The organism is Pseudomonas sp. GW821-FHT09H03 (assembly GCF_059415945.1).
Genome location: NZ_JBWKOF010000010.1, coordinates 158,812 through 183,368 on the forward strand (window position 1 = coordinate 158,812; position 24,557 = coordinate 183,368).

Genomic DNA, 24,557 nt, shown 5'->3' on the forward strand with positions numbered 1-24,557 from the left:
GGGCCATATGGAATTCCACGACATTTTGCATGGGCTCATACGGTTTTCTGATGAAAACCTAACCTCGTTGCTGGCTGATCTCATAGATAGCCCAGAGATTCATCGGCTTCGAAACATGCGTCAAATGAATTTTGATGTACCTCTTATCCAAGAGCTGGGCAGATCCAGACGTCTTCCCCACTCCATTGGAGTTACTTTTTTAGCAGTTGAACTGGCTCACAAAAGTAATCTCAGCGTTGATGCAACTAAGGCACTATTGGCTGCAGCTATTCTACATGATGCAGCAATCCCCCCTTATGGCCACCTCGTCGAATCTGAGCTCAAACGAATCGATGCAAAGTTCAACCATGAAGAAACTCTTTCACGGATGATTCGCGGCAATATCAGCGACGATAATGCTTACCAAGAAATTGTATTTGGTAAACACTTAGAACTGGCAGAAATCCTGCAAAGGCATAATGTTGATCAAGACGCAGTAATCGATCTTGTATGTCCCAAACAGGGACAGCACAGCGCCGTGTCTGCGGACATCGACATCGATAATATTGATAACGTACACCGAATGGCTGCCATGCTGGGTTGGGACAACGCAAGAGAGAACATTGTCAAAATACGGAAAAGCATGAGGCTGAACGAAAAGAACGGCCTCTCTTTTAGCAGTGCAGCGATTGAACCACTAAAGACCTGGCTAGATTTCCGGCAGCGTATTTATACAATGATAATTGCACATCCTGAGTGCATTCCGTACAACGCACTGCAGACCGATCTCGTTCGTCTAGCAGTAGAACATAAAATAATTACACCGGAACAATGGTTTAAAACCGAACCAGAATTTGAAGAAGACTTACGCTCCAACAAATACACAAAAGAATTAGCAAAACAACTCATCTCCGGATGCAATTATCAGCTAATAGATTACGTATGGTTTAAAAACTTCGACGCATCGGCCAAACATAAAAACGCAGATATTGCAGAATTCATGTCCAACAATGTAAAAAAGAAGCCCGTTAAAGATTTCGGATACTTTGTATGGAACGAAAAAGGCTTGATCAGTCGCAAAATTGAAGTATCAATTGTAGATAGCAACAAGAAAATCACCCTGGGCCAAAACTCAACTAGCTGCATGATTGCTCTAGTTCAGAAAAATCAAGGCAAGGGTAAACCAACCAAATTAGAGTTGTCCGCTTGGAGACAGGAAGTCACCGCATTATTTTGCGACTTGTTTGGAGTCACTACCTTCGAAGCTGATTTCCCAGAAACATATAAAGGAAGCTTCTACGCCGGAACGGATGAGCTACGACTTGAACTTAACTGAACATTTAGCAAGTATAGATTGGTCTTTCCCTACCCTTAGCAACTCGGGAATACATTCTCTTCATTGGTATCCTGCAACATACGTAGCGGCGATCCCAGGAACGCTTATTCCTGCTTTCACGCAAAAAAATGATGTAGTACTTGACCCATTCAATGGATCTGGGACTACAGGTGTGGAAGCTATCCGACTGGGCAGAAAGTTCATCGGGATAGATACCAATCCTATTGCGTTGCTAATGAGCGAGGCAAAATTATACTTCCCTGAACCTAAAACCCTCAGAAAACAGATCGACTGTATCATCAGCCAATCTGAAGGGCTATTCGGCACAACAGAAGTCGAGCCTCACCCTCATTATGAGGAACTTAGGGCATGGTATCACCCAGACACGCTATTTACATTGAATCGCCTCTTAACATCCATCATTGAAACCAATAATTTACAAATTAGAAAATGTCTTCTTGCAATTTTCTCTGGGATACTGAAAAACGCCTCATCACAAGGCCGTCACTGGGGATGGGTGTGTGATAACGTCAAACCGAAACCATTTGAGATAATTTCCAAAGATGCTTTATCGATTTTTCTTAACGCAGCCAACGAATACGTAAAGCTGACAGAATTATCGCATAAAGCCGTACAAGTTCATGTTGAAGGTGAAACAAGAAAACAGACACGTGCAAGATATAAACTCCTGGCAGGTGACTGTGTTTCTAACATGAAGTCTATCGAGAGTGAGTTTGTAGATTTTATCGTAACGTCCCCGCCCTACTATGGCGTGGCAGACTATATAAAATCCCAACGATTGAGTTATCTGTGGTTTGATAAAGACGAACTTGCTCCCGAACGGCTAGGATTCAGAGACTTCGAAAAGTTACGATCATTCGAATCAGGTGCTAGATCTAATCGCACAAGAAAAAACAGCCATGAAACGTACATGAATTTTATCACTACGTTCTTCGAACAAAGCTTCCGAGTATTGAAAAAAGGATCTTCAATGGCGCTAGTTGTTGGCGAATCCCAAGCGAGAGCATCTACAACAGATGAACTAATAATCGCAGCGGAAGGACAAGGTTTCACCCTTGCTTTGAGGAAAGAAAGGGATATTAGGCTTAGCCGTAGACGCCTAATGGCAAAAGTCAAATGTGAAGACATTCTAATATTTGTGAAAAACTAGATTCCGAGGGAATGGGGCATGTGCGAATCCGAATTCGAGATGGTAGAACCTGGCGTATTAAAGATTAAAAACAATATAAAAGGTCCGAAAGAAACTGAATATGAAGGAGTCAAATACTTTAGATTTATGGACTTTTTCTACACTCAAACTGAGGACCTCGATCAGCTTAGCCCTGATGAGGTTAGCAACCTTTGTAGGGCTCGCGCTAAATTCCCCGATCTGATAAGTCAACCTAATAACGAAGTACGCTCACTATTCAAAGCTCTAGCGGTGGAAGTTAGCCCTTCCAGCCTTTTGGAAATTGGGGCAGGGCTGAACCCGGTATTTGCAGGAACAGTTACAAATGGTATGCATTACGTTCTTTCAGATGCAGATCACGAAGTGGTTAAAACCCATTCTAGCACCAAGGCCGAATGCTATATTTTTTCCGATGCGGCATGCGTGCTTCCGTGTCAGGAAGGTCATTTTGAGATGGTTATTGCGGTATTTGTATTGCACTTTCCGTTCTATAAATCCCAACTATTAGAACTTTACCGCACTTTAAATAAAACTGGCGTAATTGTTGCGAATGTCTACCGCCGCAGTAGCAACGCTAGAATACAACTTTCTGATGACATAGAAAGCTCGGGATTTAAAATCTTGAAAATCCAAGACACGAAAGACCTCTGCCTTAATCACGAGTATTGGATACTAGGAAAGAGTGAAGCGCAGATGAAAATCTGCGCGATCACTTTGGAAAAGCTTATAGGACCTAAATAATCACTATAAACTCCAGTCTTTCAGAGCTTGATCAATTTTTTGCTTTAGGCTCTCTAGGTCACAATCATTGCTAATTATTTTATGTGCTCTCAATATTAGATCAGGGACCGCTAACTCGCTTCGTGACTGCACAAGTCTATCGAAGTCATTGCGTGAAATATCAACATCCTTAAACTCTTCCGACTCACGCACAGCGCGATCATAACGAGTATCCGAATCCGCAGTGATAGCAAGCAACTTAAAACTTGCAACCTCGGAGTACCTTTTTATCTCCTCCGGATAGCGTATACCGTCAACAACGATTCTGCCCAAACGCAAGTTATCCAATCTAAACCTTGCAATTATATCGTTACCCAGAGCTTTAAATATTGAGTCCCCTAACACACCTAAGTTAGCTCTGCTCTGAGCAATTCCCATTCCGCCCAAAATTTGCCTAAGCACATCAGAATTAGAAGCAGAGGTGTACCCATAACTTTCAACTAGGTATTTATTGACAGTCGTTTTGCCGGCCCTTATAGGGCCGACAAGACCAATTATTTCAGGAAGCTCGGAGGCCATGTCAACACCATCATAGAATAAATGTATACTCCCACTAAAACGACCATTCCGATAGAGGCTTTTGTGGACGGAGCGTCGATTCTTTTAGTATTGCTCCTATTAGCTTCACGAGGAAACACCTTAACTGCGTAATATTCTAGTTTCTTACCCAACGCAAAAAATAGAAGTAACGCTACCAGTGCCACATCACCCCAGAGGGCCTCGTATGGCGTAGCAACAGAGGGAGAGTTTATGCTCACAAGCCAGGCGCCAGCAATACAGACTAGCGACACAGAGCAGTAAGTCAGAACACCTTGTACGAGACCTGTGATCTTCTCACTAACAGTAACCAGCAGAGGGTTGTGAGGGCTATACATTACATCTGTAATAATATCCCACACGAAATATACCGAAAAAACCCACATCATCTGTAGCGCTTCTGGTCTTGCCGATGTGGCACCAACAAATGACGCAATAGATTTACCTTTTACATATTCGGCAAAATTCTGCTCCATAGTTTTAGCAATTGCGAAATACAACACAACTAAAAAAACCTCTACCAGGAGAATTATGAACTCCTTAGAAAAGATAGATGAGATCTCGGTCTTATGTCCGCCGGCCTGAGATTTGGACCACATTACCCAACTCATTGCGACCAATAACAATGCTAGACAGGAATGACTAAATGACGCGAACAGCATCCCATTTCCGAATAACAAATTATCCCACATCTTCGAGGGACTCGCGGCCAGGTCCCACCCTCCGGTAACAACAAACAACATCTCGGAAATTTGTTGAGCGATAGTTGCCGCCACCAATGCGAACAACATCGCAATGAAAGTTCTTCTTAATTCATTCTGACTGACTGGTGCACTTGGAACTGCGAGTACGGTAGCACCAACGATAGGATTCTGACTTCCAATGTTTGGACCAGCTACAACATTCGAGCTTGCACTACTGTTTTGAGTCCCGTTACTCATGGTCACTCCTTGAGATCCTACAATTGAAAAGCTAGGGCAACCCTACTATATCGGTACTTTCTTTCACCGCTGGCTCACCCTAGCGATCGTAACGTCCGGCAGTCGGCTCATAAGCACCCTACCGGATACTGGTAAATTTTGCGACATGATCGGAATTTGCGCCACTGCGAATGGAGTCGACTGAGAGTACATTCGACTTTTTTGACATCAAGTGAAGGGGATGCGCCCCTCTTAGACTGAAGATCCCGTGTTTCACTTTTTCGTCAGAACAAACCTCCCATTGCCGCATGATCCCAGTTTGTAATCACCAATTCACCGGAGGGCTCTGCCTTACCCTGACGCTGGTTAGTGTTGCAATAGCGAATCTCTAAGGTCTCGAAATGAAAGCCATCAAATACCCGCCGAATGTCTGGATGGTCGTTGATGCTGACCATCACCTTGCCTTTACAACGGCGCATGAAATCGGCCATCCGCTCGTAGTTCTCAAACGGAAAGTCCACGCCATAGCCGGCGGTCTGCCAGTAAGGCGGGTCCATGTAGTGGAAGGTATGGGCACGGTCGTAGCGCTCTGCGCACTCAAGCCAGGGTACCGCCACACTGGCGGCACTGGCCGCTAGTGCATCGATGCGACCGGTGCAGCGCTCACCATTCAAGGAACAGCGAATAGAGGTCAGTCGACAAACATGGCCCCCAAAGCCCCTGACCCAGCTCGCTGTACTTCCACAGATGCAAGAACGTCTGCCATCCGGCCCGACTCAAGGCCACCAAGCGCTCACGGGCATGGGCACGCTGCCTCTGCATCACGTTTGAAGATGTCCCAGTTTTGCCAGATAGCCAGCAGGTCGACAGTCAGCGTCGGTAAACCTTCCGTTGCGCTAGGCGGCGTCCGCCAGGTGTAAGGCTTGCCGGTACCCGGGTGAATCGAAGGCGGGAAGCAGCTGCGAATCTGGTTCATCTTCAATGGCCAACGGTGCCGGGAGCCGCTGGAAGTGATCTCGAAAGTAAACAAAGCCGCGATCGCCTATGCCGACAACAAGCGTCGCACCATCCTCGCGGAGATCAAAGAGGGCCGCTTTGACTACGCGGCCCACTTTCCCAACTCGCCTAGGGCTGCCATGTTCACTGGGACTGGCGGCCCTTCTCTAAAGCGCACAGTGAAGGAAGGCATTGATCGATGGCTGGAGGTTCAACGCGCGCTAAAAGCTTCGAGCACCGTCGTCAACTACGTCAGCAAGGCTGTGCACGTCCAGAAGAAATTCGGCAAGCGTCGGATCGTCGACATCAGCAAGAGCGACATCGAGTTGTTCCAGGCGCAACTACTTAAGCAGGGCCTGGCCCCTAAGACTGTGAACGACATTTTCACCGTCGTCCGCGGGGTCTGGGCTGACGCCTTCGGCGACGGCATCCTGAAAGCCAATCCGCTCGATCGGATCAGTAACGTGGGATCTGACGTCGACTTGGAGCATGCCGATCCATTCAGTCGCACCGAGATCGAGTCGATCGGTAACGCGGATCCCAACCGGCGAGCTGACGCTCGAATGATTGAGTTCAACTGCTGGGCCGGACTGTCGCTGTCCGAGCTCATAGGGCTCGCCACCGAAGACATCGATCTTGAAGCCGGCCTGCTCTGGAGTGGCAAGACGTTGAGCCACTGGTTTACCGCCCATCTAAAAAAGGCAGAGGTCAGGCACCGCGGAGCGAACCAGTGTCGCCACACCTTTGCCAGCCAGATGCTGTCGAGCTACGTCCCTGTCGAATGGGTGGCTCGGCAACTGGGGCATGCAGATACCACAATGGTGAGAAAGCACTACGGAAGATGGATACCGAAGGACACAAAAAGTATGGCGGGAATCGTGTCGAAGATGCTTGGGTTTAGAAATGATGAAGTAGACGGTCCCCTAAAATAGGGCCTGCGTCACTACATCAATTTCATCATCCAACCAAACGACTCACCGGACGTTATGTCTTGTACCGGTCCCTCAGCACTCGGAACTCTGCAAGTGCAGATTCGCCATAGGCAACCGATGCTTCCAGAAATTCCCTGTACGCAGTTTCATCCAAGATGTGATCGGGGACTGTTCTCAAAATTGCGTCCTCTGTGAGCCGTGCTCGCAGCGGGAGGGTAGGAAGTGGCTCGCGTCCAAACATACGACTATAAGGCCCGAGCGACTGCATGAGCATGCCGAACAAGTCATACTTTTCCTTAAGTGAAATGTAAGTCGACTTATCCTCCTCTGACATGTTTCCGAACCAGGGTGGTAAAAAGGGCTCAGAGTAAGTCATCAGCCCACCCAGCCTTTCATCGATCTGCTTTGTGAAGTACTCCTCGAACCAGCTTTCTTCGAAGATATCTTGAAACTCTTCCCAGGTAACAAGCTTCAAATTCGTCAAGTCGCTGGCGGAAACGGCTCCCGACTGGAATCCTTCCATCGAAATGATGTAACCGATATTAGCTCCGATATCTTGAACAACGGTTCGGAATCCATGTACGACGTTTTGCGGGATACGCGACTTCCAGTATTTGCACTCACATGCAATGGCATATTTCCGCCCGCGAACGGTTTCCTCTGCGTATACATCCAACTCCACTGCCCCACGAACAGCCGGAGTTTTTTTCTCCACCTCGACGTCGAAACCGCACTCCTTGAGAATGCGACCGACTTCGATCTGCAATGCTTGCCAACTGTCAGGAACGTTTCGACTGATCATTACGACATAATTCCTTTGGGCCACCTCAGCCACTAAATGAAGAAGCAGACAACAATTTCATTCCAATTGAGAAGCGCGGCGACGGATCTTGCGACTCAGGGAACTCTACTCAGACCCCAGGCCCAGACCAGCCTATAGCGGTACTGACGCTACACATTCTGCCCTAAAAATGCCCTAACATAATCGCCGGAAACGAAAAAGCCCCTGTAATCTTTAACGATTACAGGGGCTTAGTCTTATTCAATAATGGCGGAGAGATAGGGATTCGAACCCTAGGTACCGGTGAAGGTACAACGGATTTCGAATCCGTCCCATTCGGCCACTCTGGCATCTCTCCAACGGCGCGCATCATAACAACACTTTCGCCTAAAGCGAACCCCCCAGGCGAAATATTTTCTGTGCTTTCAGATGCTTGCGTCGATTAAAGCGGTACACCCAGACGATTGGCGACTTCTTCGTAGGCTTCGATGACGTCACCGAGGCCCTGGCGGAAGCGGTCTTTGTCCATCTTCTTCTTGGTGTCCTTGTCCCAGAGGCGGCAGCCGTCCGGGCTGAACTCGTCGCCCAGGACGATGGAGCCGTCGCTGAATACGCCGAACTCAAGCTTGAAGTCCACCAGCAAGAGGCCGGCGTCGTCGAACAGCTTGCTGAGGATTTCGTTGACCTTGAGCGACAGTTCTTTCATGCGAACCAGTTGCTCGGCGGTGCCCCAACCGAACGCCACGACGTGGGATTCGTTGATGAACGGGTCGCCCTTGGCGTCGTCCTTGAGGAACAGTTCGAAGGTGTAAGGGTTGAGCTTCATGCCCTCCTCGACACCCAGGCGCTTGACCAGGCTGCCGGCGGCGTAGTTACGCACGACGCACTCGACCGGGATCATGTCCAGCTTCTTCACCAGGCACTCGTTGTCGCCCAGCAGCTTGTCGAACTGGGTCGGTACGCCGGCCGCTTCGAGTTTTTGCATGATGAAGGCATTGAACTTGTTGTTCACCATGCCTTTGCGGTCGAGCTGCTCGATACGCTTGCCGTCGAACGCCGAGGTGTCGTTGCGAAACAGCAGGATCAAGCGGTCAGCGTCGTCGGTCTTGTAAACCGATTTGGCTTTGCCGCGGTAGAGTTCTTCACGTTTTTCCATGATGGGCTCCGCTTGCTAAGTAGGTGGGCTAGGCGATGTGGCGCCAGTCGAGCCCTGAATCTTGATCGGCCAGTTGCAGCCAGTCCGGGTCGCACCCGAGGGTGTCGACGAAACATTGCCGGGCCAGCTGCGGCAGGTTGTTCTTGCTGCTCAGATGGGCCAGGACCAGGTGTTGCAGGCCTTGCCAGCCCAACTCGGACACCAGGAATGCCGCCTGATGGTTGTTCAAATGCCCCAGTTCACCGCCCACCCGTTGCTTGAGAAAGTACGGGTAATGACCGCGAGCCAGCATGTCCCGGCAATGGTTGGACTCGATCATCAATGCATCGAGGTCACGATAGCCGTCCAGCACCTTGTCGCAATACGAGCCCAGGTCGGTCAGCAGGCCGAAGCGCCGCTCACCATCACTGAATACGTACTGCGTCGGCTCCTGCGCATCGTGGGCCACGGCAATGACACCGATGCTCAAGTCGCCGATTTGCAGTTGCTCGCCGCCGGCCAGCAGGCCTGCGGGTTCTATCGGTTTGCGCATCCCGCGCAGGGTCCCGCGACTGAGGTAGACAGGCAGATTGTAGCGCCGAGACAGCAAACCCACGCCATGCACGTGGTCGGCATGTTCGTGGGTCACGAGTATCGCGCTCAGCTGCGCAGGGTTCACCCCCAGGCGCAGCAGGCGTTTTTCGGTTTCCCGCAGGGAGAAACCACAATCCACCAGCACATACGTGTCAGCGCTGGCTATCAGCGTGCCGTTCCCTTGGCTACCGCTGCCGAGAACGGCAAAACGCATGTGATCAGCCCAGGTTGTCCTGAATAACGCTCAACACTTTACGCGCCACGTCTGCCGGCGCCACGGTGTTGATGTTTTTCTCGACGGTGACCTGGACGTTATCGCCAACCTTGCTCAGGCGAACCTGATAACGCTCGGCACGGGCTTCAACTTCTTCCTTGCTCGGCGCGGTGCCGAACAGGCTGCTGAAGAAGCCAGGCTTGTCGTCCTTGCTCTCGGCTTTTTCGGCCAGATTGAGGTAGTACAGGCCCAGGCTGCGGTTGATGTCTTCAACACGCCATTCGCCCTGTTCCAGCGCCCGACCGACACTCGACCAGGCACGATCCAGATCGGTGCCGACGTTCAGCACAGGGTTGCCGCTGCCGTCTTCGCTCAGGCTGATACGGCTAGGCGCGTCGAAATCACGCGAAGCCAGCATCGAGACCGAACCGCCCTTCTCCGAGATGCGGCTCATGCTCGCGAGCATGTCGTCGACCAGTGCCGCGTCCAGGCCGGTGTTGACCGAACGATTGGTGAAGTCCACGTCGGCGGTGCTGCCGGCAGGACGCTCGGCGCTGACCACGTACACTTCACTGGTGTTGCGTTGCACGCCCGGCTCGATGCGAACCCGTACACGGGTCTGGCTGTCGGCGCTGACGCCGGCCGCGCTCAGGCGCTTGGCCATGGCTGCGGACAGTTCGTCGGAGTGCTGCCAGGTGGTGGTGAACTCGCCGGTTTGCGGACGCTGTTCATCCAGGCGGAAACCGTTGTCCTGGAAGAACTGCACGGCCACGGGCCAGACTTCGGCCGGCGGGCTCTGCGCCAGGATCGAGCGCGAGTCGCCGCTCTTCTGCAGGGTGTAGGGGCTGGCATCGGCAGCAGCGGTCAATGGCTGCGGCCGCGGAACGATGTATTCGCCCGTGGCGGTGTCATCGGCCACGTTGCGCGGGATCGGCAACAGCGGATCCAGGCGCTTGGCCGTGGTGATATCCGGCGGCAATTGCATCGGTGCAGTCTGTTGCGCTACCAGGTAGTCGCTACCACGGTCACGGAAATAACCTTCCGGGCCCCAGACCCATCCGCAGCCACTGGTGCTGGAGATAATCAAGGCAAGTGCGGAAAGTCCGGCCATTCGCTTCATGCGTTGTATTTCCTCAATTAAACCAGGACGCCGCACTGGCGCAGGGCCGTGCGTAGCGTTTCATGACAAGGTGTGCTCAGCCAGGTCAGCGGCAGGCGAATGCCTTCATGCATCAGGCCCATTTCAACCAAAGCCCACTTCACCGGAATCGGGTTGGCTTCGATGAACAGGTCCTTGTGCAGCGGCATCAATTTTTCGTTGATTGCCCGTGCAGTCTCGGCGTCGCCCTTGAGCGCGGCCTCGCACAGGTCGGCCATTTCGCGCGGGGCGACGTTAGCGGTGACGGAGATATTGCCTTTGCCGCCCAGCAGAATCAGCTCGACAGCGGTCGGATCATCGCCCGACAGCACGATGAAGTCCTTGCTCACGCCATCGAGGATGGCCTTGGCGCGCTTGAGGTCGCCGGTCGCTTCCTTGATACCGATGATGTTCGGCACGGTGGACAGGCGAATCACGGTCTCGGCCTGCATGTCGCAGGAGGTGCGGCCAGGAACGTTGTAGAGGATCTGTGGAATGTCGACCGCTTCAGCGATGTGCTTGAAGTGCTGGTACAAGCCTTCCTGAGTCGGCTTGTTGTAATACGGCACTACCAGCAGGCAGGCGTCGGCGCCGGCTTCCTTGGCGTTGCGGGTCAATTCGACGGCTTCGCGAGTCGAGTTGGCACCGGTACCGGCGATCACCGGAACACGGCCATTGACCTGCTTGACCACGGCCTTGATGACCGCGATGTGCTCATCTACATCGAGGGTTGCCGACTCGCCGGTAGTACCGACCGCGACAATGGCATGGGTGCCGTTTTCAAGGTGGAAGTCCACGAGTTTGCTGAGGCTGTCCCAGTCAAGACGCCCTTGTGCATCCATGGGTGTGACCAGTGCCACCATACTGCCCGCAATCATGAAACCGCTCCTGCCGGAAAAAGAGAGCCGTAATGGTACTGGCGCCAAGATGCTTGCACAAGCAAAGTACTGCGCTGCCGCCATTCCCCTTGGCGCCGGTTTTCGCTACCCTTCAGACTTTGATCGATACTGACAAGCTTGTACGTCGGGTTTGCGCCTCCCTTTTCGACATCACAAGCCCCGAGCCAGCGTTGCCAGCCCTCGCTCCTGCCACACTGGAGCACGTTGCAACCTGAATGCGCCGGGTTTTCTGAATTCGCATCCGCAGGCTTGCATCCGACAAGACAGCCCTTGGCTATATCGACCGCTCATCGCTTTAGGAATGCTGCATGTCCACCCCCACAGTTCGCGAACAATTCCTTGTAATCAGTGCCCTCGGCGCCAACCCCATGGAGCTGACCAACGTCCTGTGCCGCGCCAGCCATGAAAATCGCTGCGCCGTGGTTACCTCTCGTCTGACCCGTCACGGCGAATGCAGTGCGCTGGTGCTGGAAGTCACCGGCAGCTGGGATGCCCTGGCACGCCTCGAAGGCAGTCTGCCGGTACTGGCCAAACGGCATGCGTTCACCGTCAACGTGGTACGCAGCGCCGCCCTGGAAAACCGCCCCCAGGCCCTGCCATACGTCGCGTACGTCAGCTCGGCCTACCGCTCGGACATCGTCAATGAGCTGTGTCAGTTCTTCATGGACCACAACGTCGAGCTGGAGAACCTGACCTGCGACACCTATCAGGCTCCGCAGACCGGCGGCACCATGCTCAACGCCACGTTCACCGTGACCTTGCCGGCCGGCGTGCAGATCAGCTGGTTGCGTGATCAGTTCCTGGACTTCGCCGATGCGTTGAACCTGGACGCCCTGATCGAACCGTGGCGCCCACAGAACCCAATGTAAGGAAGCTTTCATGGCCGTTGACATCGACCAACCGGTTGCCGAATTCGAAGCCCCCGCCACCAGCGGGCAGACCGTCAGCCTCTCGGGTCTGAAGGGCAAGCAAGTAGTGATCTACTTCTACCCCAAGGACAGCACCCCGGGTTGCACTACCCAGGGACAGGGCTTTCGCGATCAGCTGGAAGCGTTCAAAGCGGCCAACACCGAAGTGTTTGGCGTGTCGCGCGATAGCCTCAAATCCCATGAAAACTTCAAGGCCAAGCAAGCCTTCACCTTCGAGCTGATCAGCGACAAGGAAGAAGCGCTCTGCCAGCTGTTCGATGTGATCAAGCTGAAAAAGCTGTATGGCAAGGAATACATGGGCGTGGATCGCAGCACGTTCCTGATCGACAAGGATGGTGTGCTGCGCCAGGAGTGGCGTGGCGTGAAGGTGCCGGGGCATGTTGATGCCGTTCTGGCGGCTGCCCAGGCATTGAACAGGGCCTGAGCCATATCTGGCGTCCATTCGAACGCCTTCGCGAGCAAGCCCGCTCCCACATTAAACCGTGTCCGTCCAGGCAACAGGGTTGAATGTGGGAGCGGGCTTGCTCGCGAAGGGGTCGCCCGCCCCGCTGAAAAACCTGAAATACCCGTTACAGCAGCGGCGCAACCACCGGCTCTTTACGTGGCCAAGCATCCAGCACGGCCTTGAACAGCGTCGCCAGGGGAATCGCGAAGAACACCCCCCAGAAGCCCCACAGCCCGCCAAACAACAGCACCGCACAGATGATCGCCACCGGGTGCAGGTTAACCGCCTCCGAAAACAGCAACGGCACCAGCACATTGCCGTCCAGGGTCTGGATGATCCCGTAAACCGCCATCAGATAGATGAACTGATCGCTCCAGCCCCACTGGAACAGCGCAATCAGCAACACCGGCACCGTCACCACCACCGCGCCGACGTAGGGCACCACCACCGAAATGCCCACCAGCATCGCCAGCAGCGCTGCATAGTTGAGCCCCAAGACGACGAAGGCGACGTAGGTCACTCCCCCGCAAATGAAAATCTCGATGACCTTGCCGCGAATGTAGTTGGCGATCTGCCGGTTCATGTCACGGGCGACACGGGTCAGCAGTGCCCGCTCCCGGGGCAGGTAGCCGCGCACCCACTGGCCGATCATTTCCCGGTCCTTGAGAAAGAAAAACACCAGGATCGGCACCAGGACCAGGTAGATCATGATGTTCACCAGCAGTGGCAGGCTCGACAGCGAAAACGTCAGCGCCCACTGGCCGAACTTGCCGATTTCACCGCGCATCACTTCGATGGCCCGCAACACCTGCTCGTCGGACACCAGATGCGGATAGCGCTCGGGCAGCAACAACAACACCGACTGCCACTTGACCAGCATGCCGGGCAATTCATTGAACAAAGTGATCAGTTGGTGCCAGAGCAACGGCACCACCACCACGATGAATACCAGCAAGATCCCCATGAACAAGGCAAAGACCAGCCCTACCGCTACCCCACCGGGCACTCGCAGGCGCTCAAGGGCTACCACCAGTCCCTGCATCAGGTACGCCAGCACCATCCCGGCCAGCACCGGCGCCAGCATGCCACCCAGGGTAAGCACGGCGGTGAAGGCCAGAAACAGCAAAACCGCGAGCACCACCGCTTCTTCATCGGAGAAATACCGCTGAACCCAGTCCCGCAACACTTTGAACATCAATAATCCTTAGGAAAACGCGCAGCGATTTCAGGCCTTTTTCAACCAGTAGCGGTATACACCCGCTTCATCTTCTTCGCGAAGCAAGGTATGACCGGCCAATCGGGCAAAGGTGCGGAAGTCGCGCTGGGATCCCGCATCGGTGGCGATGACCTTGAGGACCGCGCCGCTGGCCAGCCGATTGAGTTCCATCTTGGCCTTGAGCAACGGCAAGGGGCAATTCAGGCCGCTGGCGTCCAGCTCAACGTCATGGTCTACAGCGTCGGTCATTATTTCACTCCGGATCAGGTGCTTGAGTCACCTAGAATATCTGGTCGCAGGGCTGGTGTCCGGCTACAGTAAGGTCTTTGTCGACTAAGGCTTTGTGCATGACTTTTCTGCGCCCCACCCTGCTGACGCTCGCTTGCCTGCTCGCCTCTCCAGGCTTCGCCGACGACCTGCCGTCACTCGGCGACGCCAGTTCTGCCATCGTCTCGCCGCAACAGGAATATCAGTTGGGTCGTGCCTGGCTGGCGCTGTTGCGCAGCCAGGTCTCGCAGCTCAACGATCCTGAACTCAAGGACTACGTGGAATCGAGCGTTTACCGGCTGGTGGAGACCAGTCAGGTCAACGACCGACGCCTTGAATTCATTCTGATCAACAGCCCTCAACTCAACGCCTTTGCAGCGCCGGGCGGGATCATCGGGGTCAACGGCGGTCTGTTCCTCAACGCCCAGACCGAAGGCGAGTACGCCTCGGTACTGGCGCACGAATTGGCTCACTTGTCGCAACGCCACTTCGCCCGCGGCGTGGAAGCCCAGCAGCGCATGCAGGTGCCGATGATGGCCGCCTTGCTGGCCGGCATCGTTCTGGCCGCTGCCGGCGGCGGCGATGCAGGGATCGCGGCCATTGCCGGGTCCCAGGCAGCAGCGATTCAGGAACAACGGCGATTCTCGCGCCAGAACGAACAGGAAGCCGACCGCATCGGCATCCTCAATCTGGAAAAAGCCGGATACGACCCACGCTCGATGCCGACCATGTTCGAGCGTCTGGGGCGCCAATACCGCTTCGACGCCAAGCCACCGGAATTCCTGATGACTCACCCGGTCACCGAATCGCGGATCGCCGACACCCGAAACCGCGCCGAACTGGCTCCACACGGCGGCATTGAAGACAGCCTGCGCTATCAACTGATTCGTGCACGGGTGCAACTGATCTACGAAGAAACCCCAGGGCTTGGTGCCAAGCGTTTTCGCGCCGAGCTCGACAGCAATCCCAATAGCGATGTGGCACGCTATGGCCTGGCGATCGCCCAGATCAAGGGCGGCCGGCTGAACGAGGCAAGAGAAAATCTCAAGCTGCTGTTGGCCAAGGCGCCGAACGAGATCATTTACAATCTGGCGCAGGTCGATCTGGACATCACCAACAGTCGCCTGGCAGATGCCCAGACCCGGGTGGATCGGTTGCTGACTCAATACCCCGGCAATTATCCGCTGAACCAGATGCGCGTCGACCTGCTGCTCAAGCAGAACCGCACCGCCGACGCGGAAAAAGCCCTCGAAGGCCTGCTCAAGTCGCGTCCGGACGATCCGGACGTGTGGTACCAGGTGGCCGAGACTCGCGGCTTGTCAGGCAACATCATCGGCCTGCATCAGGCGCGCGCCGAGTATTTCGCGCTGGTCGGGGACTACAAGCAGGCCATTCAGCAACTGGACTTCGCCAAGCGCAAGGCCGGGAGCAACTTCCCGCTGGCATCGCGAATCGACGCGCGACAACGGGAGCTCATGGAACAGGAGCGCATGATCAAGGACATGATGGGCTGACTCCTCCAGCAGGAAAACAGACAAAAAAAAACCGCCTCTTTCGAGGCGGTTTGTGTTTCAGCCAACCAGCGGATTATTCAGCCAGTTTGAAGGTAATGAAACTGGCGCGACCTTGACGCAAGACCCGCATCGACACCGAGCGGTTCTTCGGCAACGCCTTGGCGATGTCCGCGAACTCCTTGGCAGAGCCGATGGCCTGATTGTTCAGGTGAGTGATGACGTCGCCCGGCTGCAAGCCAATCATGGCGGCAGGACCGTCCTGGACTTCCTTGATCAGCACCCCCCCCTTGAGGTCGTAGGTCTTCTTCTGTTCGTCAGTCAGTTCGACCACGGACACACCCAGGCGGTTGCTGCTGCGCTCGATGCTGGTACCTGGCAGCGCACCTACATCCTTATCATCATCCGGAATCGAGCCTACAATCAGTTCGACGTTCTTGCGCTTGCCGTCGCGAATCACTTCCAGATCGGCTTTGGCACCCGCTTTCAACGCACCGACGAGGTGTGGCAGGTCGGCCGACATGACGATAGGCTGACCGTTCATGCTCAGGATCACGTCGCCCACTTGCAACCCACCCTTCGCAGCCGGGCCATCGTCCTGGATTTGCGCAACCAGCGCGCCGGCCGGTTTCTCCAGGCCGAACGACTCGGCCAGATCCTTACTCACTTCCTGGATGACTACACCCAACCAGCCGCGACTGACCTTGCCACCGCTTTTGAGCTGATTGGAAACGTCCATGGCCACGTCGATTGGAATCGCGAACGACACGCCCATGAAACCACCGGAGCGGGTATAGATCTGCGAGTTGATGCCGACCACTTCACCGTTCAGGTTGAACAGCGGGCCACCGGAGTTACCCGGGTTGATCGGCACGTCGGTCTGAATGAACGGCACATAGTTTTCGTTCGGCAGACTGCGGCCCACGGCACTGACAATGCCCTGGGTCACCGTGTGATCGAAGCCGAACGGCGAGCCGATGGCCACGACCCATTGGCCGGCCTTCAGGTCCTGGGATTTGCCAAGCTTGAGGACCGGCAGGTCCTTGCCTTCGATTTTCAGCAGGGCCACGTCCGAGCGCGGGTCGGTGCCGACCAGCTTGGCCTTCATTTCACTGCGGTCGGCCAGACGCACGAGAATCTCGTCGGCATCGGCGATCACGTGGTTGTTGGTCAGGATGTAGCCGTCAGGCGAGATGATGAAACCCGAACCCAGGGAGGTCGCTTCGCGCTGACGATCACGGGGCGAACGAGACTGTGGCGGCATGCCGCGTTCGAAGAACTCGCGCAACATTGGCGGCAAGCCTTCGAGGTCAGGCATCTGCTGATTGACCTTGCGGTCGGGCAGCTTTTGCGTGGTGCTGATGTTCACTACCGCAGGCGACGCCTGTTCGACCAGTTGCGTGAAATCAGGCAACTCCACCGCTTGAGCGGTGACCGCCTGACCGAGCACCAGCACGGTAGCAAAAATGGAAAGGTAAGACTTCAAGCGTGGTATCGACATACGGCTCCCGTTACAACGAGCATGGTTAAGCGATATGGAGCAAGGAACACCGGGAACAATACGCCGGTATTTTTGTTCCGGGAACAACAAACAAGGCCAGAGCCGAGGGGCTCTGACCTATAAAAAATTCAAGGGATATTTGCAAACTGAAATGTTCACGAAACATTTCGGTTTCAGCTCACTGCTTGGTTGCAGCTGCGTCGGTACGCATTGAAAGCGCGATCCGCTCTGCGGTACCTACCGGAATCTCGCCGACTACGGTCACCATCATATCGCCCTGAGCCGTGGTCAGGCGCCGGGAAACGGCAACGGTCGGGCCCAACTGCGTGCGGGTATCGGTGACTTTGGCGCCGTTCAAAGGCTCGAGGAATACCGAAAAACGAGTCAGACCATCGTCATACATCAGACTGTTGACCAGGGTTTTGGTCTCCGAATCCTTGCGCGCACTGCTGCTGGTCAGCTCGAAACCTGGTGGCAACCAGTCAGAGTGCCAGACCTGGGCAGCCTTGATGGCCGAAGCCTTGTCGCCTTCAAGATTGACGGCCTTGCAATCGGCGCCTGCCTGCAGATCCTTGTCGGCAGGGATGTCTGAAGTATCCAGGCGTGTGAACTGGAAGCGCTCCAGCAACTGTCCCTTGTCGCTAAGCAACAATGACTTGAGCGGCAGCCCGGTTTCTTTATCCAGGTGCAACTCAAAACCATAGCGGTGTTGATCGCGAGGGGTGAGCGAGACGATCACCGCCGAACGTCCGGCCACGCGCGAGCTGCCAATGACAGCAAGGTCATACCAATTCTTGAGCTTTTGTGGATCGAGTGCACGAGCCGCGTTATTGGGGCTATCCCCAAGTCCTGCTACGAGTGTGCCGCTGACGCATTGAGTACGCCCATCAATGCGCACGACTTCCTGAGCCGAGCCGTCAAGCTGGAGCAAACGCTCACGGACCTTGCCATCCTGGACGCGGTGCCAGATGTTGTGCGTAGAAAAACTACCGTTACGCTCGTAGACAAAAGTACCTTGAAAGCTCTGCTGCTGCTCGGCCTGGCCCAGACGTTTCAACCAGTCCTGGGCTTCATCGGCATGGGCTGGAACAACAAACCAGCCACTGAGCACAAGCGTAAGTAAAGGTATGGCGCGCATGATCCTCCTTACTGGTTTTCCAGACTTGCGGCACGAGCGTATGGCAGCGCGCTCTCAGTCCCTTTCAATGCAGCCTGCTGTGCGTGCTGGCGCAGGTACCCGGGCAGACGCTGATCGTGCCAGCCTGGCTGACCTTGCAAAACACCATTGGCCATGGGACCGGTGGTCTCTGAACCCTCATTGTAGCCTGCCAGTACAGCCGGGCCTTTTGCTTGAGGGGCAACCAGACCAGGCTGGTTCGATTGCTGGGCCAGTTCGACGCCGGCGATCTCATCCTGGTTGTACAGGCGAACACCTGCCAATACGGCCAGGGTGACCGAAGCGGCGACCGCCAGGCGACCCAGGCTGCGCCATGGACCACGTGAGGCTTTTGCCGGCACGGCTTCGTCAGCAAGCGCTGCGGATACAGCCGCGGCAATATCCAGACGCGGGAGCAGCAGATCCTTGTGCATCACTGCCCGAGCGATCTGATAACGAGCCCATGTATCACGGGTTTCAACATCGTCGCAGGCACTTAATACCCGACGCAATTCCAGTTCGTCCGCTTCGTTATCCATCACTGCGGACAGCGATTCCTGCAGGGCTTCACGACTCATGGCGTTCCTCTCTTGGCTGTCGCCGCTGTCTTTAGTTTTCCTGCAACAACGGTTGCAGGGCTTTATCGATGGCCTCCCGGGCGCGGAAAATCCGGGAGCGCACGGTACCCACCGGACATTGCATGACGCTCGCAATATCCTCGTAACTCAGACCGTCGAACTCACGTAAAGTTAACGCCGTACGCAAATCTTCCGGCAGTTGCTGAATGGTTCGATGGACGGTGCCTTCGATCTCATCCCGCAGCAAAGCCCGTTCTGGTGATTCGAGATCCTTCAGGCCGTGATCGCCATCGTAGAACTCTGCATCCTCGGAACTGACATCGCTATCCGGCGGCCGGCGGCCGCGTGAAACCAGATAATTCTTCGCCGTGTTGATGGCGATGCGGTAAAGCCACGTATAAAACGCGCTGTCTCCGCGAAAATTTCCAAGTGCACGGTACGCCTTGATAAAAGCTTCCTGTGCGACGTCCTGGGCTTCATGGGTGTCGTGCACAAAACGCACGATCAACCCGAGAATTTTGTGCTGATATTTCAGCACTAGCAGATCGAAAGCACGCTTGTCGCCGCGCTGAACGCGTTCGACCAGTTGCTGATCCTCTTCCTGGGTTAGCATGAACACTCCTCAATAAGCATGGAGGAGGCTTGCAGAACAAAACGACCAGACTTGCAAACATAGACTCGGACTTTTCGCAAAAGTTCTCCCCCTCCAGGCAAGTTTCCTGCGGGCTCTGATTGGCACGCACGAAAAGCGCAGCGCGAGTTGACCCGGCTGCGCGAATAATCTTGTCGTCGGATCCGCTGGCAGGGATCGAACCGCAATCCCCCATCGAAACCGACACTGTCCCTTGATTCAGGCAACGGTCTATTGATCATGGCACTTTGACAAAAGTTCCAAATATTTATAGCTGTGCCGAACAGACATTGTGCAACCGTGGAGGGAAAAAGACCGGTAAATCGACGATACCGCTCCTTTGTCGCCCAAGGGACAAAAAAACATCCGACGAAGCGTCCGGAATTTTCCGTAACGGTAGTTTCACAATGCCATGCGCGCTCGGGTATTGTGCCGCTCCCCCCCTCTATATACTAGTGGGCTGTGCGGCTGCCTTGACTCGCAAATGAGGTGCGCCAACCCCGAACCGGGTCGCTTTGAGCGGAATCCTGAAATGAGCCAACAGTTTCAACACGATGTTCTGGTAATTGGCAGCGGTGCTGCCGGTTTGAGCCTTGCGCTGACCTTGCCCGGTCATTTGCGCATTGCCGTACTGAGCAAGGGCGATCTGGCCAACGGTTCGACGTTCTGGGCCCAGGGCGGTGTGGCCGCCGTTCTAGATGACACCGACACTGTCGAATCCCATGTCGAGGACACGCTCAACGCCGGCGGCGGACTCTGTCATGAAGACGCCGTGCGCTTTACCGTCGAGCACAGCAAGGAAGCGATCCAGTGGCTGATCGACCAGGGAGTACCTTTTACCCGCGATGAGCAATCCGGCACCGAGGATGGCGGTTTCGAGTTCCACCTGACCCGCGAAGGCGGCCATAGCCATCGACGTATCATTCATGCAGCCGATGCCACCGGCGCAGCGATTTTCCGCACCTTGCTCGACCAAGCCAGGAAACGTCCCAACATCGAATTGCTGGAACAGCGCGTCGCCGTTGACCTGATCACCGAAAAGCGCCTGGGCCTGGCCGGTGATCGCTGCCTCGGCGCCTACGTGCTCAATCGCGGCACAGGAGAAGTCGACACTTATGGCGCGCGTTTCGTGATCCTCGCCTCCGGCGGCGCCGCCAAGGTCTACCTCTATACCAGCAACCCCGATGGCGCCTGCGGTGATGGCATCGCCATGGCCTGGCGCTCCGGGTGCCGGGTGGCGAACCTGGAATTCAACCAGTTCCACCCCACTTGCCTGTATCACCCGCAAGCCAAGAGTTTTCTGATCACCGAAGCCCTGCGCGGTGAAGGTGCACACCTGAAACTGCCCAACGGCGAACGTTTCATGCAGCGCTTCGACCCTCGGGCCGAGCTGGCACCACGGGACATCGTTGCACGAGCCATCGACCACGAAATGAAGCGCCTGGGCATCGACTGCGTCTACCTGGACATCAGCCACATGCCCGAAGCGTTCATCAAGACGCACTTCCCGACGGTGTACGAACGCTGCCTGGAATTTTCCATCGACATCACAAAGCAACCGATTCCGGTGGTGCCGGCGGCCCATTACACCTGCGGTGGCGTGATGGTCGACCAGCATGGCCGTACCGACGTGCCGGGGCTGTATGCCATTGGCGAAACCAGCTTCACCGGCCTGCATGGCGCCAACCGCATGGCCAGCAACTCGCTGCTGGAATGTTTCGTTTATGCGCAGTCGGCAGCAGCAGACATCATCGACCAACTGCCTCGGGTTTCGATGCCTGCCCCCCTGCCCGTCTGGGATGCCAGCCAGGTCACCGACTCCGATGAGGACGTGATCATTGCGCACAACTGGGATGAGTTGCGCCGATTCATGTGGGACTACGTGGGCATCGTGCGCACCAACAAGCGCCTGCAGCGCGCACAACACCGCGTGCAACTGCTGCTGGATGAAATTGACGAGTTCTACAGTAACTACAAAGTCAGCCGCGACCTGATCGAGTTGCGCAACCTGGCCCAGGTTGCCGAACTGATGATTCTCTCAGCCATGGAACGCAAGGAAAGCCGGGGCCTGCATTACACCCTCGACTACCCGAACCTGTTGCCGGTCGCCCTGGACACTATCCTGGTGCCGCCCACCTACGCCGACTGAACTTGAGTCGCACGCGCAGGCGGCGGTGCACATCCGCCGCCTGTGCGTCCCGGGGCACGCAAATGGCCCTGACCCGGCGCTCGCCACGCAGACGAAAACGCAGCACCACGATCAACGGCAACGCCAGGCTGTCCGGCCTTAATTGCACAGGCTGCCAACCCGACTTCTGATTCCATAACTGCCAGCCATCGGCATCACGACGCAAGCCGCGCAATGCCTGCGGGTGTGTCAGCAATATCTGCCTGGGCAACGACCAAAACCCGTGCGCCAGGCACAGTAAAACGCCGAGCAGCCTGGCCCAGTACGGAATCGAGAGAAAAAACAGCGAACCCAGGGCGAACAGCTGGGCCAACAGATACGCCGCCAGCAACTGCCGTGAGGCATGCCAGCGGCATTCGAACGAATTACTTGGGCTGGACACGATCCAGGATCATGCGAACCATGCGCTGCAGCTCAGGGTCCTCGGATTCGTTGCGTTCCATGAACCAGCCGAACATGTCCTGATCTTCGCATTCGAGCAACCTGACGTAGCAGGCGCGATCAACCTCATTGAGGTGCGGGTAAACCTCTTTTACGAATGGCACCAGCAACACGTCAAGCTCAAGCATGCCGCGGCGGCTGTGCCAATAGAGGCGGTTCAGTTCAACATCTTCGACCATGGAGCGCTCCTCAAATAGGCCGCAAGTATACAGGCCCGCGCACTGGCGAACAGTCGGCTTTGGTCGGGACCGGCGATCCTTTGTAAACTACCCATTTCAAGGGCGCCCCCTTATGATGTGCCCCAGACTCTTTACCCTGCGATGACCCATGGCCGATTCCGCTTTTTTCTGCACCCTGACTCATGAAGGCGTTCTCGCGGTCCGCGGCGCGGACGCCAGCAAATTCCTGCAAGGCCAGTTGACCTGCAACCTCAATTACCTGAGCGACACCCGGGCCAGCCTCGGCGCACGCTGCACGCAAAAGGGCCGGATGCAATCGAGTTTTCGCATCCTGCTCGAAGGCGATGGCGTTCTAATGGCCATGGCCACCGAGTTGCTGGAACCGCAATTGGCGGATCTGAAGAAATACGCAGTGTTCTCCAAATCGAAGCTGACCGATGAAAGTGCCGCGTGGGTGCGCTTCGGCGTTGATCACGGCGATGCGGCGCTGGCCGGTCTGGGCCTTGAGCTACCCGCAGAAACCGACAGCGTCGTGCGCAATGACGCACTGATCGCCATTCGCATCTCACCTGAGCGTGCCGAATTATGGGTCGCCGCCGACCAGGCCGACAGCATCAAGGGCAAACTGTCCGCGGCGTTGAGCGAGGGCGATCTCAATCAATGGCTGCTGGGCCAGGTCCGCGCCGGGATTGGCCAGGTCATGCCGGCTACCCGCGAGTTGTTCATCCCGCAGATGCTCAACCTGCAAGCCATCGGTGGCGTGAGCTTCAAGAAAGGCTGCTACACCGGCCAGGAAATCGTCGCGCGGATGCAGTACCTGGGCAAACTCAAGCGCCGCCTGTATCGCCTGCAACTGGCTGGCGGCGAACTGCCTGAGCCTGGCGTGCCGCTGTTTGCCCCGACCCATGGCAGCTCCATCGGCGAGGTGGTGCTTGCCGCTCGTGCTGGACAGAACATTGAGCTCCTGGCGGTGTTGCAAGCCGAGGCAGCAGAAAGTGGAGATATCCACCTGGGAACGACCGAAGGGCCATCCCTGCAACTGCTCGACTTGCCGTATGCACTGGATCGCGATCGCGAGATACAGCAATAACGGCGGCAACTGGCCTAGAGAGACTAAATGAGCGAGCTGGCGGAAAGGGTCCAACAGGATTTGGTTACGGCCATCAATAACGATGATCTGGTGCTGCCGACATTGCCGGAAGTGGCCCTGCAGATTCGCAAGGCCGCCGAGGATCCGGAAATCAGCGTCAGCACACTGAGCAAGGTGATTGGCCGCGATGCCGCGCTGTCAGCGCGCCTGATCAAAGTCGTCAACAGCCCGCTGCTGCGCGCCACCCACGAAGTGACTGATCTGCACACGGCGATCACCCGCCTGGGCATCAACTACAGCAGCAACCTCGCAATCGGCCTGGTCATGGAGCAGATCTTCAATGCCCGCTCCGATGTGGTCGAACAAAAGATGCGCGAAGTCTGGCGTAAAAGCCTGGAAATCGCCGGCATCAGCTACGCACTGTGCCGCACCTATACCCGCCTCAAGCCCGATCAGGCAGCTCTGGGTGGGTTGGTGCATCAGATTGGGGTGCTGCCGATCCTGACTTATGCCGAAGATCACTATGAACTGCTGTCCGACCCGGTCAGCCTCAATCATGTGATTGATCAGATCCATCCATTGATCGGTGAGAAACTGCTCAAGGTCTGGGATTTTCCGGACCTGCTGGTGCAGGTGCCGCAGTTGTACCTGGATTTGAAACGCCAGTCCGCCCGGGTCGATTATGTGGATCTGGTACAGGTTGCCAGCCTGTACTGCCACAAAGACACCGATCACCCGCTGGCTCGCGTCGATGTTTTGAGCGTGCCGGCCTTCGGCAAACTCGGGGTCGACATCGACAACAAGGCGATGTGTACCGAGCTGGAAGAGTCGCGGTCGATGTTTTACTGATCAGGGACCGTGTCGTCCCTCGCGATGAGATCGGCACATCCAACATCTCTGGTGACTGACACTGCGCCATCGCCGGCAGGCCAGCTCCCACAGTGGATCTGTGGTCGTACGCAGATTTTGTGTCCGCTACAGATTCACTGTAGGAG

At 55.5% G+C, this 24,557-nt stretch carries 26 protein-coding genes, 1 tRNA gene and 1 pseudogene; 10 read left to right on the top strand and 18 right to left on the bottom strand.

What is annotated here, in order from left to right:
• Positions 1–7 precede the first annotated feature (7 nt).
• Genes AC07OG_RS16310 through AC07OG_RS16320 form a run of 3 tightly spaced genes read left to right on the top strand, consistent with a single transcriptional unit; the run spans position 8 to position 3,245 of the window.
• Positions 8–1,315, top strand: a complete 1,308-nt coding sequence (locus AC07OG_RS16310) for an HD domain-containing protein (RefSeq protein ID WP_495067497.1) — start codon at positions 8–10, stop codon at positions 1,313–1,315.
• Positions 1,302–2,486, top strand: coding sequence for a DNA methyltransferase (locus AC07OG_RS16315; RefSeq protein ID WP_495067498.1), 1,185 nt, complete (start codon positions 1,302–1,304; stop codon positions 2,484–2,486). Before AC07OG_RS16310 ends, AC07OG_RS16315 begins: the two co-directional genes overlap by 14 nt.
• An 18-nt stretch (positions 2,487–2,504) precedes the next feature.
• Positions 2,505–3,245: a class I SAM-dependent methyltransferase gene (locus tag AC07OG_RS16320; protein ID WP_495067499.1), complete on the top strand. Its 741-nt coding sequence runs from the start codon at positions 2,505–2,507 to the stop codon at positions 3,243–3,245.
• Between the two features lie 3 nt (positions 3,246–3,248).
• On the opposite strand, the gene AC07OG_RS16325 is transcribed toward AC07OG_RS16320, so the two are convergent.
• The 4 genes and pseudogenes from AC07OG_RS16325 to AC07OG_RS16340 form a co-directional block, all read right to left on the bottom strand.
• Positions 3,249–3,803, bottom strand: coding sequence for an AAA family ATPase (locus AC07OG_RS16325; protein WP_495067500.1), 555 nt, complete (start codon positions 3,801–3,803; stop codon positions 3,249–3,251).
• The gene (locus AC07OG_RS16330; protein WP_495067501.1) at positions 3,779–4,762 is read right to left on the bottom strand and encodes a hypothetical protein; all 984 of its coding nucleotides are present in this window, start codon (positions 4,760–4,762) and stop codon (positions 3,779–3,781) included. The genes AC07OG_RS16325 and AC07OG_RS16330 overlap by 25 nt, the downstream gene beginning before the upstream one ends.
• A 263-nt stretch (positions 4,763–5,025) precedes the next feature.
• Positions 5,026–5,352, bottom strand: a pseudogene (locus AC07OG_RS16335) (DNA adenine methylase); the annotation flags it as partial.
• Positions 5,353–5,534: 182 nt separating this feature from the next.
• The gene (locus tag AC07OG_RS16340; protein WP_495067546.1) at positions 5,535–5,717 is read right to left on the bottom strand and encodes a hypothetical protein; all 183 of its coding nucleotides are present in this window, start codon (positions 5,715–5,717) and stop codon (positions 5,535–5,537) included.
• Between AC07OG_RS16340 and AC07OG_RS16345 the strand changes: the two genes are divergently transcribed.
• Positions 5,683–6,669 (top strand): Arm DNA-binding domain-containing protein, encoded by a 987-nt coding sequence (locus AC07OG_RS16345; RefSeq protein WP_495067544.1) that lies wholly within the window; start codon positions 5,683–5,685, stop codon positions 6,667–6,669. The genes AC07OG_RS16340 and AC07OG_RS16345 overlap by 35 nt on opposite strands.
• Before the next feature lie 52 nt (positions 6,670–6,721).
• Here the strand turns inward: AC07OG_RS16345 and AC07OG_RS16350 are convergent, their stop codons facing one another.
• From AC07OG_RS16350 to dapA, 6 genes are all read right to left on the bottom strand, one after another.
• The gene (locus AC07OG_RS16350; RefSeq protein WP_495067502.1) at positions 6,722–7,471 is read right to left on the bottom strand and encodes a restriction endonuclease; all 750 of its coding nucleotides are present in this window, start codon (positions 7,469–7,471) and stop codon (positions 6,722–6,724) included.
• A 247-nt stretch (positions 7,472–7,718) separates the two neighbouring features.
• Positions 7,719–7,808: transfer RNA gene (locus AC07OG_RS16355), tRNA-Ser, on the bottom strand.
• 84 nt (positions 7,809–7,892) lie between these two features.
• Positions 7,893–8,606 (bottom strand): phosphoribosylaminoimidazolesuccinocarboxamide synthase, encoded by a 714-nt coding sequence (purC, locus tag AC07OG_RS16360; RefSeq protein WP_060541247.1) that lies wholly within the window; start codon positions 8,604–8,606, stop codon positions 7,893–7,895.
• A gap of 28 nt (positions 8,607–8,634) precedes the next feature.
• Positions 8,635–9,393: an MBL fold metallo-hydrolase gene (locus AC07OG_RS16365; protein ID WP_060541246.1), complete on the bottom strand. Its 759-nt coding sequence runs from the start codon at positions 9,391–9,393 to the stop codon at positions 8,635–8,637.
• A gap of 4 nt (positions 9,394–9,397) precedes the next feature.
• Positions 9,398–10,513 carry an NlpB/DapX family lipoprotein gene (bamC, locus tag AC07OG_RS16370; RefSeq protein ID WP_495067503.1) on the bottom strand — a complete coding sequence of 372 codons (1,116 nt, stop codon included), beginning with the start codon at positions 10,511–10,513 and terminating at the stop codon, positions 9,398–9,400.
• 17 nt (positions 10,514–10,530) lie between these two features.
• Positions 10,531–11,409, bottom strand: coding sequence for a 4-hydroxy-tetrahydrodipicolinate synthase (gene dapA / locus AC07OG_RS16375; RefSeq protein ID WP_060541244.1), 879 nt, complete (start codon positions 11,407–11,409; stop codon positions 10,531–10,533).
• A 329-nt stretch (positions 11,410–11,738) separates the two neighbouring features.
• Here dapA and AC07OG_RS16380 point away from each other — a divergent pair, with 329 nt between their 5' ends.
• Together AC07OG_RS16380 and AC07OG_RS16385 are read left to right on the top strand one after the other, a co-directional pair.
• Positions 11,739–12,299 (top strand): glycine cleavage system transcriptional repressor, encoded by a 561-nt coding sequence (locus tag AC07OG_RS16380; protein WP_060541243.1) that lies wholly within the window; start codon positions 11,739–11,741, stop codon positions 12,297–12,299.
• Between the two features lie 10 nt (positions 12,300–12,309).
• Positions 12,310–12,783: a peroxiredoxin gene (locus AC07OG_RS16385; protein WP_495067504.1), complete on the top strand. Its 474-nt coding sequence runs from the start codon at positions 12,310–12,312 to the stop codon at positions 12,781–12,783.
• Positions 12,784–12,928: 145 nt separating this feature from the next.
• Here AC07OG_RS16385 and AC07OG_RS16390 read toward each other — a convergent pair whose 3' ends face one another.
• Entirely contained in the window at positions 12,929–13,999 is a 1,071-nt protein-coding gene (locus AC07OG_RS16390) for an AI-2E family transporter (RefSeq protein WP_060541241.1), read from the bottom strand.
• Between the two features lie 30 nt (positions 14,000–14,029).
• A complete protein-coding gene (locus AC07OG_RS16395; protein WP_060541240.1) occupies positions 14,030–14,269 on the bottom strand; it encodes a sulfurtransferase TusA family protein in 240 nt (79 codons plus the stop codon).
• Positions 14,270–14,367: 98 nt separating this feature from the next.
• Here AC07OG_RS16395 and AC07OG_RS16400 point away from each other — a divergent pair, with 98 nt between their 5' ends.
• Entirely contained in the window at positions 14,368–15,801 is a 1,434-nt protein-coding gene (locus tag AC07OG_RS16400) for a M48 family metalloprotease (RefSeq protein ID WP_060541239.1), read from the top strand.
• 73 nt (positions 15,802–15,874) lie between these two features.
• Here the strand turns inward: AC07OG_RS16400 and AC07OG_RS16405 are convergent, their stop codons facing one another.
• From AC07OG_RS16405 to rpoE, 4 genes are all read right to left on the bottom strand, one after another.
• Positions 15,875–17,299: a DegQ family serine endoprotease gene (locus AC07OG_RS16405; RefSeq protein WP_495067505.1), complete on the bottom strand. Its 1,425-nt coding sequence runs from the start codon at positions 17,297–17,299 to the stop codon at positions 15,875–15,877.
• Positions 17,300–17,477: 178 nt separating this feature from the next.
• Positions 17,478–18,437, bottom strand: a complete 960-nt coding sequence (locus AC07OG_RS16410; protein WP_218425703.1) for a MucB/RseB C-terminal domain-containing protein — start codon at positions 18,435–18,437, stop codon at positions 17,478–17,480.
• A gap of 8 nt (positions 18,438–18,445) precedes the next feature.
• Entirely contained in the window at positions 18,446–19,033 is a 588-nt protein-coding gene (locus tag AC07OG_RS16415) for a sigma-E factor negative regulatory protein (protein ID WP_060541236.1), read from the bottom strand.
• 31 nt (positions 19,034–19,064) lie between these two features.
• Entirely contained in the window at positions 19,065–19,646 is a 582-nt protein-coding gene (rpoE, locus tag AC07OG_RS16420; protein WP_003172477.1) for an RNA polymerase sigma factor RpoE/AlgU, read from the bottom strand.
• A 550-nt stretch (positions 19,647–20,196) separates the two neighbouring features.
• Between rpoE and nadB the strand changes: the two genes are divergently transcribed.
• Positions 20,197–21,813 (top strand): L-aspartate oxidase, encoded by a 1,617-nt coding sequence (nadB, locus tag AC07OG_RS16425; protein WP_495067506.1) that lies wholly within the window; start codon positions 20,197–20,199, stop codon positions 21,811–21,813.
• Here nadB and AC07OG_RS16430 read toward each other — a convergent pair.
• Together AC07OG_RS16430 and AC07OG_RS16435 are read right to left on the bottom strand one after the other, a co-directional pair.
• The gene (locus AC07OG_RS16430; protein WP_060541234.1) at positions 21,782–22,234 is read right to left on the bottom strand and encodes a protein YgfX; all 453 of its coding nucleotides are present in this window, start codon (positions 22,232–22,234) and stop codon (positions 21,782–21,784) included. The genes nadB and AC07OG_RS16430 overlap by 32 nt on opposite strands.
• The gene (locus tag AC07OG_RS16435; protein ID WP_060541233.1) at positions 22,218–22,472 is read right to left on the bottom strand and encodes an FAD assembly factor SdhE; all 255 of its coding nucleotides are present in this window, start codon (positions 22,470–22,472) and stop codon (positions 22,218–22,220) included. The genes AC07OG_RS16430 and AC07OG_RS16435 overlap by 17 nt, the downstream gene beginning before the upstream one ends.
• Positions 22,473–22,620: 148 nt before the next feature.
• Here AC07OG_RS16435 and ygfZ point away from each other — a divergent pair, with 148 nt between their 5' ends.
• Complete coding sequence (ygfZ, locus tag AC07OG_RS16440) at positions 22,621–23,562, top strand: CAF17-like 4Fe-4S cluster assembly/insertion protein YgfZ (RefSeq protein ID WP_060541232.1); 942 nt, start codon at positions 22,621–22,623, stop codon at positions 23,560–23,562.
• 27 nt (positions 23,563–23,589) lie between these two features.
• Entirely contained in the window at positions 23,590–24,411 is an 822-nt protein-coding gene (locus AC07OG_RS16445; RefSeq protein WP_060541231.1) for an HDOD domain-containing protein, read from the top strand.
• Positions 24,412–24,557: the final 146 nt, after the last annotated feature.

What these genes read in the sequence shown, in the direction of transcription:
- AC07OG_RS16310 (WP_495067497.1), top strand. Translation starts at nt 8, where the DNA reads ATGGAATTCCACGACATTTTGCATGGGCTCATACGGTTTTCTGATGAA.
- AC07OG_RS16320 (WP_495067499.1), top strand. Translation starts at nt 2,505, where the DNA reads ATGTGCGAATCCGAATTCGAGATGGTAGAACCTGGCGTATTAAAGATT.
- AC07OG_RS16325 (WP_495067500.1), bottom strand. Translation starts at nt 3,803, where the DNA reads ATGGCCTCCGAGCTTCCTGAAATAATTGGTCTTGTCGGCCCTATAAGG.
- AC07OG_RS16330 (WP_495067501.1), bottom strand. Translation starts at nt 4,762, where the DNA reads ATGAGTAACGGGACTCAAAACAGTAGTGCAAGCTCGAATGTTGTAGCT.
- AC07OG_RS16340 (WP_495067546.1), bottom strand. Translation starts at nt 5,717, where the DNA reads ATGAACCAGATTCGCAGCTGCTTCCCGCCTTCGATTCACCCGGGTACC.
- AC07OG_RS16350 (WP_495067502.1), bottom strand. Translation starts at nt 7,471, where the DNA reads ATGATCAGTCGAAACGTTCCTGACAGTTGGCAAGCATTGCAGATCGAA.
- purC (WP_060541247.1), bottom strand. Translation starts at nt 8,606, where the DNA reads ATGGAAAAACGTGAAGAACTCTACCGCGGCAAAGCCAAATCGGTTTAC.
- AC07OG_RS16365 (WP_060541246.1), bottom strand. Translation starts at nt 9,393, where the DNA reads ATGCGTTTTGCCGTTCTCGGCAGCGGTAGCCAAGGGAACGGCACGCTG.
- bamC (WP_495067503.1), bottom strand. Translation starts at nt 10,513, where the DNA reads ATGAAGCGAATGGCCGGACTTTCCGCACTTGCCTTGATTATCTCCAGC.
- dapA (WP_060541244.1), bottom strand. Translation starts at nt 11,409, where the DNA reads ATGATTGCGGGCAGTATGGTGGCACTGGTCACACCCATGGATGCACAA.
- AC07OG_RS16380 (WP_060541243.1), top strand. Translation starts at nt 11,739, where the DNA reads ATGTCCACCCCCACAGTTCGCGAACAATTCCTTGTAATCAGTGCCCTC.
- AC07OG_RS16385 (WP_495067504.1), top strand. Translation starts at nt 12,310, where the DNA reads ATGGCCGTTGACATCGACCAACCGGTTGCCGAATTCGAAGCCCCCGCC.
- AC07OG_RS16390 (WP_060541241.1), bottom strand. Translation starts at nt 13,999, where the DNA reads ATGTTCAAAGTGTTGCGGGACTGGGTTCAGCGGTATTTCTCCGATGAA.
- AC07OG_RS16395 (WP_060541240.1), bottom strand. Translation starts at nt 14,269, where the DNA reads ATGACCGACGCTGTAGACCATGACGTTGAGCTGGACGCCAGCGGCCTG.
- AC07OG_RS16400 (WP_060541239.1), top strand. Translation starts at nt 14,368, where the DNA reads ATGACTTTTCTGCGCCCCACCCTGCTGACGCTCGCTTGCCTGCTCGCC.
- AC07OG_RS16405 (WP_495067505.1), bottom strand. Translation starts at nt 17,299, where the DNA reads ATGTCGATACCACGCTTGAAGTCTTACCTTTCCATTTTTGCTACCGTG.
- AC07OG_RS16410 (WP_218425703.1), bottom strand. Translation starts at nt 18,437, where the DNA reads ATGCGCGCCATACCTTTACTTACGCTTGTGCTCAGTGGCTGGTTTGTT.
- AC07OG_RS16415 (WP_060541236.1), bottom strand. Translation starts at nt 19,033, where the DNA reads ATGAGTCGTGAAGCCCTGCAGGAATCGCTGTCCGCAGTGATGGATAAC.
- rpoE (WP_003172477.1), bottom strand. Translation starts at nt 19,646, where the DNA reads ATGCTAACCCAGGAAGAGGATCAGCAACTGGTCGAACGCGTTCAGCGC.
- nadB (WP_495067506.1), top strand. Translation starts at nt 20,197, where the DNA reads ATGAGCCAACAGTTTCAACACGATGTTCTGGTAATTGGCAGCGGTGCT.
- AC07OG_RS16435 (WP_060541233.1), bottom strand. Translation starts at nt 22,472, where the DNA reads ATGGTCGAAGATGTTGAACTGAACCGCCTCTATTGGCACAGCCGCCGC.
- ygfZ (WP_060541232.1), top strand. Translation starts at nt 22,621, where the DNA reads ATGGCCGATTCCGCTTTTTTCTGCACCCTGACTCATGAAGGCGTTCTC.
- AC07OG_RS16445 (WP_060541231.1), top strand. Translation starts at nt 23,590, where the DNA reads ATGAGCGAGCTGGCGGAAAGGGTCCAACAGGATTTGGTTACGGCCATC.